15 protein-coding genes are annotated in these 19313 nt (G+C 72.3%); 5 read left to right on the plus strand and 10 right to left on the minus strand.

Features of this window, described 5'->3' with window-relative positions:
- Nucleotides 1-41: 41 nt before the first annotated feature.
- The 6 genes from whiA to ACZ4VW_RS04860 form a co-directional block, all read right to left on the minus strand.
- Entirely contained in the window at nucleotides 42-1031 is a 990-nt protein-coding gene (gene whiA, locus ACZ4VW_RS04835) for a DNA-binding protein WhiA (RefSeq protein WP_467958459.1), read from the minus strand.
- A complete protein-coding gene (locus tag ACZ4VW_RS04840) occupies nucleotides 1022-2074 on the minus strand; it encodes a gluconeogenesis factor YvcK family protein (RefSeq protein ID WP_467958461.1) in 1053 nt (350 codons plus the stop codon). The genes whiA and ACZ4VW_RS04840 overlap by 10 nt, the downstream gene beginning before the upstream one ends.
- Nucleotides 2071-3045: an RNase adapter RapZ gene (gene rapZ, locus ACZ4VW_RS04845; protein WP_467958463.1), complete on the minus strand. Its 975-nt coding sequence runs from the start codon at nucleotides 3043-3045 to the stop codon at nucleotides 2071-2073. The genes ACZ4VW_RS04840 and rapZ overlap by 4 nt, the downstream gene beginning before the upstream one ends.
- Nucleotides 3042-5162 carry an excinuclease ABC subunit UvrC gene (gene uvrC, locus ACZ4VW_RS04850; protein WP_467958465.1) on the minus strand — a complete coding sequence of 707 codons (2121 nt, stop codon included), beginning with the start codon at nucleotides 5160-5162 and terminating at the stop codon, nucleotides 3042-3044. Before uvrC ends, rapZ begins: the two co-directional genes overlap by 4 nt.
- Nucleotides 5163-5352: 190 nt before the next feature.
- Nucleotides 5353-6168, minus strand: a complete 816-nt coding sequence (locus ACZ4VW_RS04855; RefSeq protein WP_467959557.1) for a hypothetical protein — start codon at nucleotides 6166-6168, stop codon at nucleotides 5353-5355.
- A 5-nt stretch (nucleotides 6169-6173) separates the two neighbouring features.
- Nucleotides 6174-6761 carry a papain-like cysteine protease family protein gene (locus ACZ4VW_RS04860; protein ID WP_467958467.1) on the minus strand — a complete coding sequence of 196 codons (588 nt, stop codon included), beginning with the start codon at nucleotides 6759-6761 and terminating at the stop codon, nucleotides 6174-6176.
- 237 nt (nucleotides 6762-6998) lie between these two features.
- On the opposite strand from ACZ4VW_RS04860, the gene ACZ4VW_RS04865 reads away from it, so the two are divergent.
- The gene (locus ACZ4VW_RS04865) at nucleotides 6999-7928 is read left to right on the plus strand and encodes a hypothetical protein (RefSeq protein ID WP_467958469.1); all 930 of its coding nucleotides are present in this window, start codon (nucleotides 6999-7001) and stop codon (nucleotides 7926-7928) included.
- 161 nt (nucleotides 7929-8089) lie between these two features.
- Here ACZ4VW_RS04865 and ACZ4VW_RS04870 read toward each other — a convergent pair whose 3' ends face one another.
- Nucleotides 8090-8515, minus strand: a complete 426-nt coding sequence (locus tag ACZ4VW_RS04870; RefSeq protein ID WP_467958471.1) for a Rieske (2Fe-2S) protein — start codon at nucleotides 8513-8515, stop codon at nucleotides 8090-8092.
- Nucleotides 8516-8631: 116 nt separating this feature from the next.
- On the opposite strand from ACZ4VW_RS04870, the gene ACZ4VW_RS04875 reads away from it, so the two are divergent.
- On the plus strand, nucleotides 8632-9540 hold the full coding sequence (locus ACZ4VW_RS04875; RefSeq protein WP_467958473.1) for a carbohydrate kinase family protein: 909 nt from the start codon (nucleotides 8632-8634) through the stop codon (nucleotides 9538-9540).
- Nucleotides 9541-9647: 107 nt separating this feature from the next.
- Here ACZ4VW_RS04875 and uvrA read toward each other — a convergent pair whose 3' ends face one another.
- Nucleotides 9648-12632: an excinuclease ABC subunit UvrA gene (gene uvrA / locus ACZ4VW_RS04880; RefSeq protein WP_467958475.1), complete on the minus strand. Its 2985-nt coding sequence runs from the start codon at nucleotides 12630-12632 to the stop codon at nucleotides 9648-9650.
- A gap of 198 nt (nucleotides 12633-12830) precedes the next feature.
- Between uvrA and ACZ4VW_RS04885 the strand changes: the two genes are divergently transcribed.
- The 3 genes from ACZ4VW_RS04885 to ACZ4VW_RS04895 all read left to right on the plus strand — a co-directional run bounded on the left by ACZ4VW_RS04885 (nucleotide 12831) and on the right by ACZ4VW_RS04895 (nucleotide 15825).
- A complete protein-coding gene (locus tag ACZ4VW_RS04885; RefSeq protein ID WP_467958477.1) occupies nucleotides 12831-13532 on the plus strand; it encodes a maleylpyruvate isomerase family mycothiol-dependent enzyme in 702 nt (233 codons plus the stop codon).
- 9 nt (nucleotides 13533-13541) lie between these two features.
- Complete coding sequence (locus tag ACZ4VW_RS04890) at nucleotides 13542-14198, plus strand: MBL fold metallo-hydrolase (RefSeq protein ID WP_467958479.1); 657 nt, start codon at nucleotides 13542-13544, stop codon at nucleotides 14196-14198.
- Between the two features lie 331 nt (nucleotides 14199-14529).
- Complete coding sequence (locus ACZ4VW_RS04895; RefSeq protein WP_467959559.1) at nucleotides 14530-15825, plus strand: MFS transporter; 1296 nt, start codon at nucleotides 14530-14532, stop codon at nucleotides 15823-15825.
- Nucleotides 15826-15933: 108 nt separating this feature from the next.
- Here ACZ4VW_RS04895 and ACZ4VW_RS04900 read toward each other — a convergent pair whose 3' ends face one another.
- Both ACZ4VW_RS04900 and ACZ4VW_RS04905 read right to left on the minus strand, forming a co-directional pair.
- Nucleotides 15934-16959: a TerC/Alx family metal homeostasis membrane protein gene (locus tag ACZ4VW_RS04900; protein WP_467958481.1), complete on the minus strand. Its 1026-nt coding sequence runs from the start codon at nucleotides 16957-16959 to the stop codon at nucleotides 15934-15936.
- A gap of 232 nt (nucleotides 16960-17191) precedes the next feature.
- A complete protein-coding gene (locus ACZ4VW_RS04905) occupies nucleotides 17192-19165 on the minus strand; it encodes a TerD family protein (protein ID WP_467958483.1) in 1974 nt (657 codons plus the stop codon).
- Nucleotides 19166-19313: the final 148 nt, after the last annotated feature.

The following is a 19313-nucleotide window of genomic DNA, read 5'->3' on the forward strand; positions in this document are numbered from 1 at the left end:
CAGAAAGGCACCGGCAGCGGGAAGTTGGCGAGAGGCGCGGGTCAGCCGACGAGGCTGTCGTCCAGCTCTTCGCTGAGACTCGACTCCGTGCCGGGGATGCCCAGGTCCTGCGCCCGCTTGTCGGCCATGGCCAGCAGCCGTCGGATCCGGCCGGCGACGGCGTCCTTGGTCAGCGGCGGGTCGGCGAGCGCGCCGAGCTCCTCCAGGGATGCCTGCTTGTGCTCCATGCGGAGCCGGCCCGCGGCGGCGAGGTGCTCGGGCACCTCCTCACCGAGGATCTCCAGGGCGCGCTGCACCCGGGCTCCGGCCGCCACGGCCGCGCGCGCCGAGCGGCGCAGGTTGGCGTCGTCGAAGTTCGCCAGCCGGTTCGCGGTGGCGCGGACCTCGCGGCGCATCCGCCGCTCCTCCCAGGCCAGCACCGACTCGTGCGCGCCCAGCCGGGTCAGCAGGGCGCCGATGGCGTCACCGTCCCGGACGACCACACGGTCCACGCCCCGTACCTCACGGGCCTTCGCGGCGATGCTCAGCCGGCGCGCCGCACCCACCAGGGCGAGGGCGGCCTCCGGGCCGGGGCAGGTCACCTCCAGGGAGGAGGAGCGCCCGGGCTCGGTCAGCGAGCCGTGGGCCAGGAAGGCGCCCCGCCAGGCCGCCTCGGCGTCGCAGGTGGCACCCGAGACGACCTGCGGGGGCAGCCCGCGGATCGGGCGTCCCCGGCCGTCGACCAGACCGGTCTGCCGGGCCAGCTGGTCGCCGCCCGCCACCACCCGTACGACGAAGCGCGAGCCGCGCCGCAGACCACCGGGGGCCATCACGATCAGCTCCGAGCTGTGCCCGAAGATCTCCAGGATGTCCCGCTTGAGCCGGCGGGCCGCCATCGCGGTGTCCAGCTCCGCCTCGATCACGATCCGCCCGCTCACCAGGTGCAGACCGCCGGCGAACCGCAGGATCGACGAGACCTCTGCCTTCCTGCAGCAGGTCCGGGTGACGGGAAGCCGGGAGATCTCGTCCTTCACCGCTGCCGTCATCGCCATGGGCCGATCCTTCCATGCATCCGAAAAATACGGTCGTACGCGGCGGCCAACAGCTCCGGGTCGTGCCGCGGTTGCCCTCCCCCATGACCTTCGGCATGGGAGGGACCCCCAGCACGGGCCACCGGCGCCAGCTCGACCGCGGCGCCGAGCCGCTTGGCGGCGTCGGAGAGAGACTCGCGGTCGGGCACGGCGGCCTCGTCGGCCAGCACCACGTCCAGGGCGAGTTTAGGGGCGTGTCGTCCCAAAACCTCCAAATGACGCTGCGGAGAGAACCCCTCGGTTTCTCCGGGCTGCGGCGCGAGGTTGAGGGAGAGCACCTTGCGGGCCTTGGTCTCGGTCAGCGCGTCGAGCAGCTCGGGGACCAGCAGGTGCGGGATCACCGAGGAGAACCAGGAGCCGGGCCCCAGCACCACCCAGTCGGCGTCGCGGACCGCGGCGACGGCCTCGGGCACGGCGGGCGGGTCGTGCGGCACGAGGTGGACGGACTGCACCTCACCGGGCGTGAGCGCCACCGTGGCCTGGCCACGGACCGTGTCCACGTCGTCCGGGCGCGCCGGGTCGTGCCCCCGCACCAGGGCCTGGAGCTCCAGCGGCACGGCGGACATCGGCAGCACCCGGCCGTGCGCCCCGAGCAGCTTGCCGACCAGGTCCAGGGCGAGGACGTGGTCGCCGAGCTGCTCCCAGAGGGCGACGATCAGCAGGTTGCCGACGGCATGCTCGTGCAGGTCGCCCTTGGACTGGAAGCGGTGCTGGATGACCCGGGCCCAGGTCTGGCCCCAGTCGTCGTCCCCGCAGAGCGCGGCGAGCGCCTTGCGCAGGTCACCGGGCGGCAGGACGCCCAGCTCCTCCCGGAGCCGGCCGCTGGAGCCGCCGTCGTCGGCGACGGTGACGACGGCGGTGAGGTCACCGGTGATGCGGCGCAGGGCGGCGAGGGAGGCCGACAGACCCATGCCCCCGCCGAGTGCGACGACCTTGGGCTGGGCGCCGCGTCGGCGGAGCGTACGCACCGAGAGGGTGGACGTACGCCGGCGGTACGGCTTCACTCGCGCCCCATGTCCCGGTGGACGACGACGGTCTCGACCCCTTCCGAGGCGAGGCGGGCGGCGAGCTTCTCGGACGTGGCGACGGAGCGGTGCTTGCCGCCCGTGCAGCCGACGGCGATGGTCACGTACCGCTTGCCCTCGCGGCGGTAGCCCGCGGCGATCAGCTGGAGCAGCTCGGTGTAGCGGTCGAGGAACTCCTTGGCCCCGGGCTGGTTGAAGACATAGGCAGACACCTCCTCGTTGAGGCCGGTGAAGGGGCGCAGCTCGGGGACCCAGTGCGGGTTGGGCAGGAAGCGCATGTCGACGACGAGGTCGGCGTCGACGGGCAGCCCGTACTTGAATCCGAACGACATGACCGTCGCCCGCAGCTCCGGCTCCTCGTCCCCGGCGAACTGGGCGTCCATCTTGGCGCGCAGCTCGTGGACGTTGAGGCTGGAGGTGTCGATCACCAGGTCGGCGTCGCCGCGCAGCTCGCGCAGCAGGTCCCGCTCGGCTGCGATGCCGTCGGTGATGCGGCCGTCCCCCTGCAGCGGGTGCGGCCGGCGGACCGACTCGAACCGCCTGACCAGGGCCTCGTCGGAGGACTCCAGGAAAACGATCCGGCGGGTGACCTGCTGGGCGTCGAGGGCGGCGAGGGACTCCCGCAGGGCGTCGAAGAACTGGCGGCCTCGGACGTCGACGACGACGGCGATCCGGGCCACGTTGCCCTGGGAGCGGGCGCCGAGGTCCACCATGGTGGGGATCAGCGCGGGCGGCAGATTGTCGACGACGAACCAGCCGAGGTCCTCCAGGCACTTCGCCGCGGTGGACCGGCCGGCGCCGGACATGCCGGAGATGATCACCAGCTCGGGGATGGCCGCCGCGTCGGCGGCCTCACCGGCCTCCTTCGTGCCCGTACTCACGTGTCCTGCTCCGTCTTCTCGGTGCTTCTCTTGCTCATCGTGCCGGTCGTCCCGGTCGTGCGCGGTCATGCGGTGGTGCCCCCGTCGTCTTCCATGATCTCTCCTGTCGCCGTGTTCACGGCGGGTGCGGCCGGGGCCGCCTGCGCGAGGGCCACCGCCACGGCCTCGGCCGTCTTGCGCCCCATGCCGGGGACCTCGCAGATCTGCTCGATTGTCGCCTGTCGCAGCCGTTTCACCGAGCCGAAATGCTTGATGAGCGCCTGCTTACGGGTGTCGCCGAGCCCGGGGATCGCGTCCAGCGGGCTTGTCCTGATGCGCTTGTTCCGCTTCGAGCGCTGGTAGCGGATGGCGAAGTCGTGAGCCGTGTCACGTACCCGCTGGAGGAGGTACAGACCCTCGCTGGAGCGGGGCAGCACCACGGGATCGTCGTCGCCGGGCAGCCAGACCTCCTCCAGGCGCTTGGCGAGGCCGCAGACGGCGATGTCGTCGATGCCGAGCTCGTCCAGGGCGCGCCGGGCGGCGGCGACCTGGGGCTGCCCGCCGTCGACGACGACGAGCTGGGGCGGGTAGGCGAAGCGCTTGGGGCGGCCGTCGTCGACGGGGACCTCCCCGGAGCCGGTGATCAGCTCCCCCGAGCCGGTGGCCGGCCCCCCGGAGCCGGTGATCAGCTCCCCGGGAGCGGCACCGGCCCCTCCGGGGACGGCGGGTCCGGAGCCGTTCACCGCGTCCATCGCGTCGCCCGCGGCGTCCACGGCCACGCCCTCCTGGTCCCACTCCCCCGTCCGCTCCTTCTCGGCGAGGTAGCGCTTGAAGCGGCGGCTGATCACCTCGTGCATCGAGCGGACATCGTCCTGGCCCTCGAAGCCCTTGATCTGGAAGCGGCGGTACTCGCTCTTGCGGGGCAGCCCGTCCTCGAAGACGACCATGGAGGCCACGACGTCCTCGCCCTGGAGGTGGGAGATGTCGAAACACTCGATCCGCAGCGGCGCGGAGTCCAGGTCGAGGGCCTCGGCGATCTCCTCCAGCGCCCGCGAGCGGGTGGTGAGGTCGCTCGCGCGCTTGGTCTTGTGCAGCACGAGCGCCTGCTGCGCGTTGCGCGCGACGGTCTCCATCAGGTCCTTCTTGTCACCGCGCTGCGGGACGCGCAGGGAGACCTGGGAGCCCCGGCGGCCGCTCAGCCACTGGGTGACGGCGTCGGCGTCCTCGGGGACGGCCGGGACGAGGACCTCCTTGGGGACGGCGTCGCCGCTCTCCTCCCCGTACAGCTGCTGCAGCGCGTGCTCGACGAGGTCGGCCGTGGAGACGGCCTCGACCTTGTCGGTGACCCAGCCGCGCTGGCCGCGCACGCGGCCGCCGCGGACGTGGAAGATCTGGACGGCGGCCTCCAGCTCGTCCTCGGCGAGCGCGATCAGGTCGGCGTCGGTGGCGTCGGCGAGGACGACGGCGTTCTTCTCCATCGCGCGCCGGAGCGCCTCTATGTCGTCGCGGAGCCGTGCCGCCTTCTCGTACTCCATCTCCTCGGCCGCCGCCATCATCTGCTTCTCCAGGCGGCGGATGTACGTGCCGGTGCGGCCGGCCATGAAGTCGCAGAACTCGTCGGCCAGTTCGCGGTGCTCGTCGGGGCTGACCCGGCCCACGCACGGGGCGGAGCACTTGCCGATGTAGCCGAGGAGGCAGGGGCGGCCGGCGGAGGCGGCGTTGCGGAAGACGCCGGCGGAGCACGTGCGGACCGGGAAGACGCGGAGCATCAGGTCGACGGTCTCGCGGATGGCCCACGCGTGGGCGTACGGCCCGAAGTAGCGCACGCCCTTCTTCTTGTGGCCGCGCATGACCTGGACGCGCGGGAAATCCTCGTTCAGGGTGACCGCGAGATAGGGATAGCTCTTGTCGTCGCGGTACTTGACGTTGAACCGGGGGTCGTACTCCTTGATCCAGGAGTACTCCAGCTGCAGCGCCTCGACCTCGGTCGAGACGACGGTCCACTCCACGGAGGCGGCGGTGGTGACCATCGTGGCCGTGCGCGGGTGCAGGCTCGCCAGCGGCTGGAAGTAGTTGGCCAGCCGCTGGCGCAGGGACTTCGCCTTCCCGACGTAGATCACCCGGCGGTGCTCGTCGCGGAATTTGTAGACCCCCGGAGTGTCGGGGATCTGTCCCGGCTTGGGACGGTAGCTGGAGGGGTCGGCCATGTTCCCCACCCTACTGGCGGTGACCGACACTCCGACCGGCCGCGCGCGTTGGCCGGGACGGCTGACGGGCGGCGGAAGCGGGGCGCGCGGGCGGGGGCGCGGCTGACAGGACGGTCGGCGGGGGCGGCGAGGGGGTGAGGCGGCCGGAGCCCCTGGCTCGCGGGGTCCGGCCACCCTCCGATACCGGCCGTCAGGCCGTGGGCTGCCCGGCCGGCGCGCTGCGGCGGCGGCGCCACGCGGCGGTCCCGATCAGGGCGAGGGCGAGGGCCGCGCCCGCCGCCGCCGTGGCCGAGGCGGCCGTGACCAGGGATTCCTCCGCCGCGGTGGCGGACGGCCCGGCGTACCCGCCGGCCGCGCCCTTCCTCGCGTAGACCGAGCCGGGGAGCTTGTCCCCGTACGCCTTCACGACCCGCTCCCGGTACGCGGCCAGGGTCGTCCCGTTCCTTCCCACGGCCCGCTCGGCGTCCTCGTCCAGCGGGAGGACCTTCGCGTCCCTGTGGACGTACCAGGCGTCGATCTGCGGTTCGCGGAACACCACCCCGCCCGGCAGCGCCCGTGCGCCCTGCGCGGCGTAACGGGTCTCGTCGTCGCCGGTGGCGATGTTGACCACCTGCCAGCCGCCGTCCGCCCGGCGCACCGTCCACAGCGAGGCCGTCCGCCCGTCCGAGGCGACCGCCTTGCTCGCGTGGAACTCGACCCGGGCGACCGGTGCGCCCGCCCTCCCCGCGACGAAGTCCGGGGACAGGATCCGTACGGGGACGGACGCGCCCTCGATGCGGGGCGCGGCCGCCGAGCGGGCCAGGGCGCCGTCCCGGGAGAAGAACCGGGAGAGGGTGTCCAGGGTCCCGGGGGCGGACGCCGCCTTCTCGGGGCTCGCCGCGTGCGGCGGTGCGCCGCCGGCGGAGGCGGCGGTGGCGGTGGTCGCGTCGGCCGGCATCGCGCCGAGGACGACGAGTGCGGCGGCGGACAGGAACCCGGCGCTGATGGCACGTACGCGTGCGCGCATCGTACTCACGCCCCTATCCGGTAGAGCGAGTGCGTCCAGGAGAAGGAGCCGTTGCCGACGTACCAGGCGTGGGAGGCCCAGTTGTAGCGGTCGCTGGAGGGCCAGGGGTCGCCCCAGTAGACCCAGCTGTTCGCGTCGTCGTACCCGTAGATCACATGCATGTGCCCACCCCCGCTGGACCACTGGATCCGCGTCTCGATCGGGCGGTCGGCGTTGATCTCGGTCTGCACGGTCGGGTAGCGCAGCCAGCCGTTGACGTACGAGCCGGGGCTGACGCCCGCCCAGCGCAGGCCGGTCTGGACGTTGCCGAGCGTGGCCTGGTTGTTGGGGCAGTCGTAGCCCTGCTGGCGGTTGAAGGCGGCGTTGCAGAACTGGTTCTGGGTGTAGGAGCGGCCGAACCAGGTCGCGATGGTGTTGCCGCCGGCGGCCCAGCACCAGTTGGTCTTCTGTTGCGCCTGCATGGTGATGTTCAGTCGCTTGTACGCGAGGGCGGAGGCGTCCTCGCTCGTCGGCGCGGCGGACGCCGACGTCATGGGGAGCAGGAAGAGGGCGGCAGCGGCGAGTGCCGCCAGGGACAGCTTTCTACTGCGCATCGCGTTCCTCCCGAAGCGGGGGGTGTGGGGATGTGGGGAGTGGAGGAGCGCGTCCGGACGCTGTCGAGGAGCATCGAGCGTTGTCCGGAACGGGTCAACACGCTTCAATGCGGGGTGACGGCCGGCTGTGAACGATGTGCCCCCCGAGGTGAACACGCGCCGTCCGTCACCTGCGGGCCCGCCGTCGGCGGGACGGCGCCCCGTCCCTTCGTCGTGAACATTCACTGAGGAGTCCCCGTGGGGCACACCGAGGCCGATCTGGCGCAGTTGCTGCACACCGGACCGTTCCATCTGGCGCTGCGCACGGCGCTCGCCGTGCGCGGTCTGCCGCTCCAGCGGGTGCAGCACCATCTCGCCCACCGGGGCATCAAGGTGGGCGTCACGAGCCTCAGTTACTGGCAGCAGGGCGCCCGTCGGCCGCAACGGCCCGAGTCGATGAAGGCCGTGCGCGCCCTGGAGGAGGTCCTTCAGCTGCCGGGGGACTCGCTGATCCGGCTTCTCGTGGAGGGCGCGGGGGCGCGGGGTGACGTGGAGCGGCCGGCGGGCCGCTCGTACCGCTCGCTGGTGGAGGCGTCGGGTGTGGTGGAGGAGCTGCTCGCCGAGCTGGAGTCGCCGGTGGACGGCGGGCTGCACACGGTCGGCCACCACGAGCGGGTGCGGATCGGCCCCGGGCGGGAGCTGGTGGGGCGCGATTCCCAGCACGTGGTGCGGGCGCACCGGGACGGGACCGACCGCTATCTCGCGATCCACCACGGCGATCCCGGCTGCGACCCTTCCCGGGTGGAGGTGCGTGCCCTCGACAACTGCCGTCCGGGGCGGGTGCGATGGCACCGCGAGACGGGCGTGCTCGTCGCGGAGCTGCTGTTCGACGCGCGGCTGCGGGCCGGGGAGACGTACCTCTTCGGGTACGGCTTCGAGGACGGGACGGGCGGCCCCAGCGGGGAGTACGTCCGGGGGTTCAGCTTCGCCGGCGGGCAGTACGTGCTTCAGGTGCGGTTCGACGAGGCGGCCCTGCCGGTGCGGTGCCGGCGCTTCACGCAGTCCTCGGCCGGTGCGCCACGCGGCGGCCGCTCGGATCTGACGCTGAGCGGGCGGCACCGCACGGTGCACCTGGTGGAGCAGGGGGTACGGCCGGGGATCCTGGGGATCGACTGGGACTGGGCGTAGCGGGCCGGCGCCCTGGAGCCGAGGGGCATGGGGCCCGAGGGCCGAGGGGCATGGGGCCCGGGGCCGAGGGGCCCGGGGGGGCCGGGGGCCTGGGGCCGGCTCTCACAGGCCGGCGCTTCGGGGCTCGGGGTGGTCGGGGGCCTCGGGGTGCCCGCGGGCCTTTACGCCTCCGGGCCCGCGACCAGCTTTCCGCCCTCGACCCGGACCGGGACCTCGGGAAGTGGAACCGTCGCCGGGCCCTGGAGTGCCTTGCCGGTGGTCACGTCGAAGCGGCTGCCGTGGCAGGGGCAGTTGCCCTCGTTGTTCTCGATCTTGTCGAGGACGCAGCCGGCGTGGGTGCACTGGGCGCTGAACGCCTTGTACTGGCCCGCGGCGGGGCAGCTCACCAGGACCCGCTGCTCGCGGTAGAGCTTGGAGCCGCCGACCGGAACCTCCTCGGGCGCGCCGAGGGTGACGGGTGCGGTCGGCGTGGGGACCTGGGCGTGTCCGAGCTTGGACTCCGTGGAGCAGGCCGCGACACCCAGCCCGGCGGCCCCGGCGAGCGCGGCGCCCTTCAGTACGGTGCGGCGGGTGGACTGGCCGGACATGAGCGCTCCACGGTGGGATCGGGGCAAGAGGTGACCGAACCGACGATACCGGCGGGCTCCGGGCCGCCTTCGCGGGGGCTGTCGTGGCCGCTCGGGCATGGGTTACGTTCACGGGCGTGATCGTCGTCGCCGGTGAGTCCCTGATCGATCTGGTCCCGGAGGGGCCCGCCGCCACTCCCCTGTCCCCGCTGACGCCCCGGCCGGGCGGCGGCCCGTACAACACGGCCGTGGCGCTCGGCCGGCTGGGCGCCGAGGCGGCGTTCTGCTCACGGGTCTCCACGGACGCCTTCGGGGAGGTCCTGGTGTCCGGGCTGCGGGCGGCGGGGGTCTCGGACCGGCTCGTCCAGCGCGGCCCGGAGCCGACGACCCTGGCGGTCGCCTCGGTGGGCGCGGACGGTTCGGCGAAGTACGGCTTCTACGTCGAGGGCACGGCCGACCGGCTCTTCACCCTGCCGGAGCGGCTGCCGGAGGGGGTGCGGGCGGTGGCGTTCGGCACCTGCTCGCTGGCTCTGGAGCCGGGCGCCGGGGCGTACGAGGCGCTGCTGCGGCGCGAGGCGGAGCGCGGCGCACTCACGCTGCTGGATCCCAACATCCGGCCGGGTTTGATCCCGGACGCCGCCGCCTATCGCGAGCGCTTCGCGGGCTGGCTGCCGTACGTCTCGATCCTGAAGCTCTCGGAGGAGGACGCCGCCTGGCTGGGCGGCTCCCCGGCCGCGTGGCTGGAGCGCGGACCGTCGGCGGTGGTGCTGACCCGTGGCGGTGCGGGGCTGACGGTCTTCACCCCGTCGTGCGAGGTGGCCGTGGAGGCGGTGCGCGTGGAGGTGGTGGACACGATCGGCGCGGGCGACACGGTGAACGCGGCGCTGCTGCACGGCCTCGGCGACCGTCCGGTGGGGGCGCTGGACGCCGGCGCCTGGTCCGCCCTGCTGTCGTACGCGGCGGAAGCGGCGGCCCTGACCTGCACCCGTCCGGGCGCGGAGCCTCCGTACGCGGACGAGCTGAGGGCGAGCGGATGGACCGTCTGACGGCCTGACGGCATCCGGCACCCCCGGAGGGGGGTCCGGTCACGGAGAGGGTCCGGTCACGGAGAGGCGGGACGGCCGCCGAAGCGGCAGCCGTCCCCGCCTCGTGGTCACGCCTTGCGTGCCCTCGCGGCCGTCTTCTTGGCGGGCGCCTTCTTGGCCGGGGCCGTCGCGGCGGCCTTCTTCGCGGGGGCCCGCTTCCCGGAGCCGGACGCCTTGCGCGCCGCCGGCACGCTCGCGTCGCTGATCCGGTCCGCGCCCAGGATCTCGCGGAGGAACTTGCCGGTGTGGCTCGCCGGAACGGAGGCGACCTCCTCCGGCGTGCCCTCGGCGACGACCAGTCCGCCGCCGCTGCCGCCCTCCGGGCCCATGTCGATGACCCAGTCGGCGGTCTTGATGACATCGAGGTTGTGCTCGATGACGATCACCGAGTTGCCCTTGTCGACCAGGCCGGACAGGACCTTGATCAGCTTCGAGATGTCCTCGAAGTGCAGACCCGTGGTCGGCTCGTCCAGGACGTAGACCGTGCGGCCCGTCGACCGCTTCTGCAGCTCGGAGGCGAGCTTCACGCGCTGCGCCTCACCGCCCGAGAGCGTCGGCGCGGACTGGCCGAGCCGGACGTACCCGAGACCGACCTCGTTGAGCGTGCGCAGGTGGCGCGCGATCGTCGGGACGGCCTCGAAGAAGTCCAGGGCCTCCTCGATCGGCATGTCCAGGACCTCGGCGATGGACTTGCCCTTGTAGTGGACCTCCAGGGTCTCCCGGTTGTACCGGGCGCCGTGGCAGACCTCGCACGGGACGTAGACGTCCGGGAGGAAGTTCATCTCGATCTTGATCGTGCCGTCGCCGGAGCAGTTCTCGCAGCGGCCGCCCTTGACGTTGAAGGAGAACCGGCCCGGCAGATAGCCGCGGACCTTGGCCTCCATCGTCTCGGCGAAGAGCTTGCGGACGTGGTCGAAGACGCCGGTGTACGTCGCCGGGTTCGACCGCGGGGTGCGGCCGATCGGCGACTGGTCCACGTGCACGACCTTGTCGACGAGGTCGTCGCCGTCCACGCGCGTGTGCCGCCCGGGCACCGACTTGGCGCCGTTCAGCTCGCGCGCCAGGTGGGTGTAGAGGATGTCGTTGACCAGCGTCGACTTGCCGGAGCCGGAGACGCCGGTGACGGCCGTGAGGACGCCCAGCGGGAAGGAGACGTCGATGTCCCGCAGGTTGTTCTCCCGGGCGCCGTGCACGGTGAGCCGGCGTGAGGGGTCGACCGGGCGCCGGATGTCCGGTGTCCCGATGGCCCTGCGCCCCGAGAGGTACTGCCCGGTCATCGACTCCTTGTTGGAGAGCAGCTCGGCGAGGGGTCCGGAGTGGACGACCTTGCCGCCGTGCTCGCCGGCGCCGGGGCCGATGTCGACGACCCAGTCGGCGACCTTGATGGTGTCCTCGTCGTGCTCGACGACGATCAGGGTGTTGCCCATGTCCCGCAGCCGGACCAGGGTCTCGATGAGGCGGTGGTTGTCGCGCTGATGCAGACCGATGGACGGCTCGTCCAGGACGTACAGCACGCCGACCAGACCGGAGCCGATCTGCGTGGCGAGCCGGATGCGCTGGGCCTCGCCGCCGGAGAGCGTACCGGCGGCGCGGTTGAGCGAGAGGTAGTCGAGGCCGACGTCGACGAGGAAGCGCAGCCGCTCGTTGACCTCCTTCAGGACCCGCTCGGCGATCTTCTTGTCCCGGGCGTTGAGCTTCAGTCGGCCGAGGAAGTCCGCGCACTCGCTGATCGACATCGCGGAGACCTCGGCGATCGACCGCTCCATGACGGTGACGGCGAGGACGATCGGCTTGAGGCGGGTGCCCTCACAGGTGGGGCAGGGCACCTCGCGCATGTAGCCCTCGAAGCGCTCACGGCTGGAGTCGCTCTCGGCCTCGCTGTGACGCCGCTTGACGAAGGAGACGGCGCCCTCGAAGGCCGGCGTGGTGTACGCCCGCTCGCGTCCGTACCGGTTCCGGTAGCGGACCTCGACCTGGGTCTTGTGGCCGTACATCAGGGCCTTCTTGGCCCGCGCCGGAAGCCCGGCGTACGGGATGTCCGTACGGAAGCCGAGCGCCTGGGCGAGTCCGCCGATGAGCCGGCCGAAGTACTCCTTGGTGTGTCCGTGCGACCAGGGGTGGATGGCGCCCTCGTCGAGGGACCGGTCCTCGTCCGGGACGATCAGCTCGGGGTCGACCTCCATGCGGGTGCCGATGCCGGTGCAGTCCGGGCAGGCGCCGAAGGGCGAGTTGAAGGAGAAGGAGCGGGGCTCCAGCTCCTCGAAGGAAAGGTCGTCGTACGGGCAGTACAGGTGCTCCGAGTACATCCGCTCGCGCTCGGGGTCGTCCTCGGCGAGGTCGACGAAGTCGAGCACGACCATGCCGCCGGACAGTCCGAGCGCGGTCTCGATCGAGTCGGTGAGCCGGCGCTTGGCGCTGTCCTTCACGGTGAGGCGGTCGACGACCACCTCGATCGTGTGCTTCTCCTGCTTCTTCAGGGTCGGCGGTTCGCTGAGCTGGATCGTCTGCCCGTCCACCCGCGCCCGGCTGTAGCCCTTGGTCTGGAGGTCGGCGAAGAGGTCGACGAACTCGCCCTTGCGCTCGCGCACGAGCGGGGAGAGGACCTGGAAACGGCTGCCCTCGGGCAGCTCCAGGACCCTGTCGACGATGGCCTGGGGCGACTGCCGGGAGATCGGTCGGCGGCACTCGGGACAGTGCGGCTTGCCGATGCGGGCGAAGAGCAGGCGGAGGTAGTCGTAGACCTCCGTGATGGTGCCGACCGTCGAGCGCGGGTTGCGCGAGGTCGACTTCTGGTCGATGGAGACGGCCGGCGAGAGACCCTCGATGAAGTCGACGTCCGGCTTGTCCATCTGGCCGAGGAACTGCCGGGCGTACGACGAGAGCGACTCGACGTACCGGCGCTGCCCCTCCGCGAAGATCGTGTCGAACGCGAGGGAGGACTTGCCCGACCCGGACAGCCCGGTGAAGACGATGAGGGAGTCACGCGGGAGGTCGAGCGAGACGTTCTTGAGATTGTGCTCGCGAGCGCCACGAACGATGAGACGGTCGGCCACGCCGGTCCGCACCTTTCTTGAGAGAGCGGAGGCACAGGAATGCGGGTCGCAGATATGCCTGGGGATGTCTGGATGAACCTGAATACCCAACAACCAAGGATGCCGGATGCTTCCATCGAGCTTATAGCACGCACATTCGATTTCCGGCCGCACGGCACCCACTTCACCCGAACGAGTGGCGGCGCTAGGGTCGGGGCCATGATCGACCATGTGCGTGACCTGGCATCTGTACGTGAAGCGACCGAGCGGCTCCTCGACGCAGCCGCCTCCTGGGACAACGCGGCGGTCGCCCAGCCGTCACGGCTTCCCGGCTGGACCCGTGGACATGTCCTGGCCCACCTCGCCCGCAACGCCGACGCCCTCGTGAACGTCTTCCAGGGCCGGCCCATGTACCCGGACGCCGCGACCCGCGACGCCGACATCGAGCGGGACGCCCCGCGCCCGCTCGCCGTGCACCTCGCCGACGTGCGCGAGAGCGCCGAGCGCTTCCAGGCGGTGACCGCCGAGTTCGCCGACTGGGAGCGGATCGTGGAGCTGCGCAACGGCGTCACGGACCGGGCGGCCCGTGTCCCCTTCCGCCGCTGGGTCGAGGTGGCCCTGCACCATGTCGACCTGGGGGCCGGATACGAGCTGGGGGACCTCCCCGACGAGTTCGTGACCCGGGAGATCGAGTTCCTCGCCGACCGCTGGTCGGGACGCCCGGAGGTCCCGCCGGTGACGCTGCGCCTCGGGTACGACGAGGACGCCCCGGCCTGGCGCACCGGCGGGGACAAGGGGGAACCGGTCGTCCTCGGCGGCACCGGCGCCGAGCTGCTCGGCTGGCTGTCCGGCCGCGGTGACAAGGGCGCCCACCTCGCCGTCCTCGCCGGCGACGGGCTCCCCGACCTCCCCCCGCTATAGGCTGAGCCCATGACGTACAGCGGAACGGTGAAGGTCGGCGGACCGGCCGATGTGCACGAGCTGACGGACCTGATGATCTCGAAGGTCGCGGTCGGCCCGATGGACAACAACGCGTATCTGCTGCGCTGCCGGGCGACCGGTGAGCAGTTGCTGATCGACGCGGCCAACGACGCCGGCACCCTCCTGACGCTGATCGGTGACGACGGCATCGCGTCCGTCGTCACCACCCACCGGCACGGCGACCACTGGCAGGCTCTCGCAGAGGTGGTGGGAGCGACCGGTGCGCGGACGCACGCGGGCGCGTACGACGCCGAGGGCATCCCCGTCCCGACGGACGTGAAGGTCGAGGACGGCGACACGATCACGGTCGGCCGGGTCGAGCTGACCGCCCGCCGGCTGGTCGGGCACACCCCCGGCTCGATCGCCCTGATCTACGACGACCCGCACGGGCACCCGCACGTCTTCACCGGCGACTGCCTCTTCCCCGGCGGCGTGGGCAACACCTGGAAGGACCCGAAGGCCTTCGCGAGCCTGATCCAGGACGTGGAGACCAAGCTCTTCGCGGTCCTGCCGGACGAGAGCTGGGTCTATCCGGGCCACGGCCGGGACACCACGCTCGGTGACGAACGCCCTCATCTGCCCGAGTGGCACGCGCGCGGCTGGTGACGCCCTCGCGGGGGCGCTGACCGGCGGAGGCGCACGGTCGATCACCGTGAGCTTCCGCACGCCCCCGTAACTCCGGGGGAGGCCGGGTAGTTGGCGCGACATGCGCCACAGTCACTCTCCGCGTCCGTCCCCGGATCCGGACTCTCCGCCGGCCCCGGCCTCCACCCCGGCACTGGCCGCTCCGGACACACCGGCCGGTCCCCCGGCCCCGCCCGCTCCGGACGGTCCACACGCTTCGAACGGTCCCGGCGGTCCGGACGCCCCGGACGGCCCGGACGGCCCCGACGCCGTCGGCTCCGCGGGCGGCAAGGCCGCCCCCGCCGCCCCCTCCATGGCGCGGCTCGCCGCCGCCTCGCTCGTCGGCACGGCCATCGAGTTCTTCGACTTCTTCGTCTACGGGACCGCCGCCGCGCTCGTCCTCGGACCGCTCTTCTTCCCCACGTTCTCCCCGCTGGCCGGGACCCTGGCCGCCTTCGGCACCTTCGCCGTCGGTTTCGTCGCCCGGCCGCTCGGCTCCGCGCTCTTCGGCCACATCGGCGACCGGTACGGCCGGCGCCCGGTCATGTTCGCCTCGCTGGTGCTCACGGGCTGCGCGACGGTGGCGGTCGGCCTCGTCCCGACGTACGCGACCCTCGGTATCGCCGCCCCCGCCCTGCTGCTCGTCCTGCGCTTCCTGCAGGGGCTCGGCCTGGGCGGCGAGTGGGGCGGGGCCGTCCTGCTCACCGCCGAGCACGCGCCGGAACGGCGGCGAGGACTGTGGGCGAGCTTCCCGCAGATCGGCCCGCCGGTCGGCTTCCTCCTGGCGAACGGCGTGATGCTGGCTCTGTCGGCGACCCTCACGGACGCCCAGTTCCGCGAGTGGGGCTGGCGCGTGCCGTTCTGGGCGGCCGGGCTGCTCGCGGCGGGCGGGCTGCTGCTGCGTTCCTCGCTGGCCGAGACCCCGCAGTTCGAGGAGCTGAGCGCGAACGGCCGACGGGCGGACGCCCCGCTCGCCGAGGTGGCGCGCGACCACTGGCGGCTGGTCCTGCTCACGGCCGGGGCGCTCGCCGTCGGCTACGCGGTCTTCTACACGGTCTCCACGTGGGCCCTGGCCTACGGCACCGAACGACTGGGGGTCGGCCGTACGACCATGCTGGTCTGCATCATGGCGGCGGTGGCGATCTCGGGGATCGTGACGCCCCCGGCGGCGATGCTGGGCGACCGTTACGGCCGCCGCCCGCTCTGCCTGCTCGGATGCGCGGCCTCGGCGGTGTGGATGTTCCCGATGGTCGCGTTGCTCCACACGGGGCGGCCGCTGCTGATGTTCCTCGGGTTCGTCGGTGCGCTGCTGGCCTTCATCACGATGTTCGCGGTGATCGCCGCGTACCTCCCCGAGCTGTACGAGCCGAGGGTGCGCTGCACGGGCGCGGCGGTCGGCTACAACCTGGCGGGCGTCCTTGGCGGGGCGCTGACGCCGATCGTGGCGACGGCCCTGTCGGGCGGCTCGGGGCCGCCCTGGGGTGTCGCGGCGTATCTGACGGCGGTGGCGCTGCTGAGCCTGGGCTGCTTCGCACTGCTGCCGGAGACCCGGCCGGACCGGGCGGAGGCGCCGGAGCGGGTTCCCGCCGAGGGCGCGTTGCGGAAGTAGCGCCGTCCGACCGCAGGGCGGGCCCCGCGGCGAACGCGACGCGGCCGGTGCGGGCGGTGATGAGCCGCCCGCACCGGCCGCGGTGCGTTCCTACCGTGACGTACGCCGTCAGGCGTCGACGCTGTCCTTCTCGGACTCGCCGGCCTCCGCCGCGGGACGCTCGGCGGCCGCGGACTCCGCGGCCTCGCGCTCGGCCTGCTTCTTGGAGGCGATGAGGCTGGTGATCGTGGTGATGACCAGGACACCGCAGATGACCGCGAGCGAGACGGGGATGGAGATCTCGGGGACGTGCACCCCGGACTCGTGCAGGGCGTGCAGCACCAGCTTCACACCGATGAAGCCGAGGATCACCGACAGGCCGTAGCTGAGGTGGACCAGCTTCTTGAGCAGGCCGCCGATCAGGAAGTACAGCTGACGCAGACCCATCAGGGCGAAGGCGTTGGCGGTGAAGACGATGTACGGGTCCTGGGTCAGGCCGAAGATCGCCGGGATCGAGTCGAGGGCGAAGAGCACGTCGGTGGTGCCGATGGCGAGCATGACGACCATCAGCGGCGTCAGCACCCGCTTGCCGTTGACCTTGATGAAGAGCTTCGTGCCGTGGTACTTGTCCGCGACGCCGAACTTCTTCTCGATGGTCTTGAGGAGACGGTTCTCCTCGAACTCGTCCTCCTCGTCGTCTGAGCGCGCCTCCTGGATGAGCTTCCAGGCGGTGTAGATCAGGAACGCGCCGAAGATGTAGAAGACCCACGAAAAGCTGGCGATGATCGCGGCGCCGGCGGCGATGAAGATCGCGCGCAGGACGAGGGCGATCAGCACACCGATCAGCAGCACGCGCTGCTGGAGGTGGGAGGGCACCGAGAACTTCGCCATGATCAGGACGAAGACGAAGAGGTTGTCGACGCTGAGCGACTTCTCGGTGATGAACCCGGCGAAGAACTCGCCGGACGCCTGGCTGTTGCCGAAGAACAGCAGTCCCAGGCCGAAGAGCACGGCGAGGACGATCCAGACGATCGACCAGGTACCGGCTTCCTTGATCGACACGTCATGGGGCTTGCGCCCGATGAAGAAGTCGATAGCGATCAGGGCGGACAGACCGAGAATGGTCAGCACCCACAGGGTCATTGAAACGTCCACTGCGCCTCCGGCGTCGTACGGCTACTGATCAGCGTCGTCGCTGCCGGAGGTCTCTTCCACCCGGGTCACGCATGTGACGGGTCGGGCCGACGCCCCGGGATCGAACCGCTCTGGGTCCGTCCGTATTGACGGGAACGCCGCACATGGGGAGTACTCCCCTCCGCACCGAGAAGACTACCCGAAAAACCAAGAGAAGGTAAAGGCCAGGGTAAAGAGACCCCAAGTGGGCAGGTCAGCGGCCCCACTGGCGCCGGGCCTCGGCCACCTGGGCGAGGACCTGACGGAGCACCCCGCTGCCCGGCGGGAAGCGGGGCGGCTCGTACGTCCAAGCGTGGCCGACCCACGGATCGGCGAGGTGGTCGTCCGCCACGGGGGTGATCCGCAGCAGCGAACGCCACAGCGGATCGAGCACCGGACCGTACGCGGAGGCGTCCTCGCGGTCCGCGACCATCATGAGGTGCACCCCGACGGCCGGTCCCTCGTCCGCCAGGTAGCGGAGCTGGGTGACCGCCCGGTCGTCGAAACCGTGCGGGAAGTCGTGCACGATCAGCAGCTGCTCGGCGGTGTCCATGCCGGGCGGCAGGGCGTCGGGGGCGCCCGCGCGCAGCGCCATCTGGACCAGGTCCACGCGCTCGGTCAGCCGCGCGAGGACCGCGGAGACCCCGGCCGCCCCGGAGGCCGGCGGCCCGGCCAGGACGCCCGCCTCGACGAGCGGGGCGAGCGCGGCGGCTCCCGAACCCGCCGGGTCGACGACATGGACGGCGATCTCACCGGACGGGTACACGGCGAGGAGCCGGGCCGCGTGGGCGACCGCCGTGTCCATGGCGAGCCGGCGCAGCTCGGCCTCGTCCAGGAGCCCCGCCGCCTCGGAACGCCCCCGGCCGCTGTCCACCCACAGGCCGCGCTCCAGCGGGAGCCGGACCAGCATCGGGATGCGCAGGTCGGTGCGCTCGGGCAGATGGAGGTCGCCCAGGCGCACCGCCATCGGCACCTCCATGGGGACACGGTAGGCCTGCCAGACGGGGTTGTCCCAGCGGGCGAAGGCGGCGGGCAGCGCCGGTTCGACGACCTCGGATTCGGCGGCGAGCTGGGCGAGGTCCCGGTCGAGGGCCTCCTGAGCGCGCGCCGTGAGCTCGTCGTGCTTGGCGCGCGCGGCCTCGCGGGCGGCGTCCCCCGCGCCGCCGATGCGGCTGCGCGGGTCGGAGAGCGCGCGGTCGAGTTCCTGGTCGAGGCGGGATTCGGCGAAGTCGCAGGCGCTGCGGTACGCGGCGGTGCTGCGCGCCAGGTCCTCGAACATGCCCCACACCTGGTTGTAGAGCCGCTCCTCCATGGACCAGCCGCTTGCGTCGCCCGCGACGGGAACGGGAGGCGCCTGCCGCGGCTCGGGGTCGGGGGTCCGGCGACGGGGGTGGGCGTAGCTGATCGGCCCTCCGGTGCCCGCCGCGGGAGCGGGCGGCGGTGTCACCGGCACGGTCGGCGCGGGGTCGGGTCCGGGCGCCGGCTCGGGCGTTCGGGTCGGCTCGGGCGCGCGGGCCGGGTCGGGCGCGCGGGCCGGCTCGGGTCCGGACGCCTGATCGGCGGCGGTCGTCGGCGCCGTGTGGCGCACCCGCTCCGTCTCGGGGACGCGCGGAGGCGGCGAGGAGACCGAGCGCGCCAGCCCGCGGGCCACGGCCTCGAGGATCGACGCGGCCAGGTCGGCGGGGCGCTCGAGACCCTGGTCGCCGAGCATGGCGGCCAGGCCGCCCTCGTATCCCTGGCCCATGGCGCGGACCTTCCAGGCGCCCTGGCGGCGGTACAGCTCCAGGGCGACGACGGCGGACTCCCTGTCGAGTCCGGTGACCGTGTACCCGGCGATCTCGGTGCCGTCGAGGCCCGTGACGGCGACGAAGGGAGCGGGGAGGGCACCGAAGCGGGTCGGGCCGCCGACGCCGACGGGAAGCGCGAGGAGGACAGAGACGCGGTGCACGGCGGCCGGGACCGCTTCCAGGTCGACGGCGAGACGGTGGTCGGCGGCGGCCTGCTGGGAGACCTCGACGCCGGGCAGCGAGGGCGAGCCGGGGTGGGCGATCCACTCGACGCCGGGGACGGTGCCCCGTTCGTCGGCGAGGGTGGCTCCGGCGACGACCGGATGGCCGGCCGAGACCCGGATCTCCAGTCGGGTGTCGGGGAGGGGGTGGTTCTGCCCCCGGACCAGCTCGGCCGTCATCGACTCTGTCCCCTCGGCTTCGTTCCGTGCGCATCGCGGGCGGATCATGGCTGTTTCGTGACTGATTCACGGATGATCCATGGCGGATCATGTGGGACAGCTCCCGGCGGCCTGCTGCCTCCGGGAGCTGTGGGTGCGCCTGCGGTGC

Source organism: Streptomyces sp. NPDC029139, assembly GCF_055564335.1.

Excerpts from the sequence above, each read along its gene's own strand:
- rapZ (WP_467958463.1), bottom strand. The coding sequence starts at position 3,045 with ATGACCGCGCACGACCGGGACGACCGGCACGATGAGCAAGAGAAGCAC.
- ACZ4VW_RS04855 (WP_467959557.1), bottom strand. The coding sequence starts at position 6,168 with ATGCGCGCACGCGTACGTGCCATCAGCGCCGGGTTCCTGTCCGCCGCC.
- uvrC (WP_467958465.1), bottom strand. The coding sequence starts at position 5,162 with ATGGCCGACCCCTCCAGCTACCGTCCCAAGCCGGGACAGATCCCCGAC.
- ACZ4VW_RS04890 (WP_467958479.1), top strand. The coding sequence starts at position 13,542 with ATGACGTACAGCGGAACGGTGAAGGTCGGCGGACCGGCCGATGTGCAC.
- ACZ4VW_RS04905 (WP_467958483.1), bottom strand. The coding sequence starts at position 19,165 with ATGACGGCCGAGCTGGTCCGGGGGCAGAACCACCCCCTCCCCGACACC.
- ACZ4VW_RS04885 (WP_467958477.1), top strand. The coding sequence starts at position 12,831 with ATGATCGACCATGTGCGTGACCTGGCATCTGTACGTGAAGCGACCGAG.
- ACZ4VW_RS04895 (WP_467959559.1), top strand. The coding sequence starts at position 14,530 with ATGGCGCGGCTCGCCGCCGCCTCGCTCGTCGGCACGGCCATCGAGTTC.
- ACZ4VW_RS04860 (WP_467958467.1), bottom strand. The coding sequence starts at position 6,761 with ATGCGCAGTAGAAAGCTGTCCCTGGCGGCACTCGCCGCTGCCGCCCTC.
- ACZ4VW_RS04870 (WP_467958471.1), bottom strand. The coding sequence starts at position 8,515 with ATGTCCGGCCAGTCCACCCGCCGCACCGTACTGAAGGGCGCCGCGCTC.
- whiA (WP_467958459.1), bottom strand. The coding sequence starts at position 1,031 with ATGGCGATGACGGCAGCGGTGAAGGACGAGATCTCCCGGCTTCCCGTC.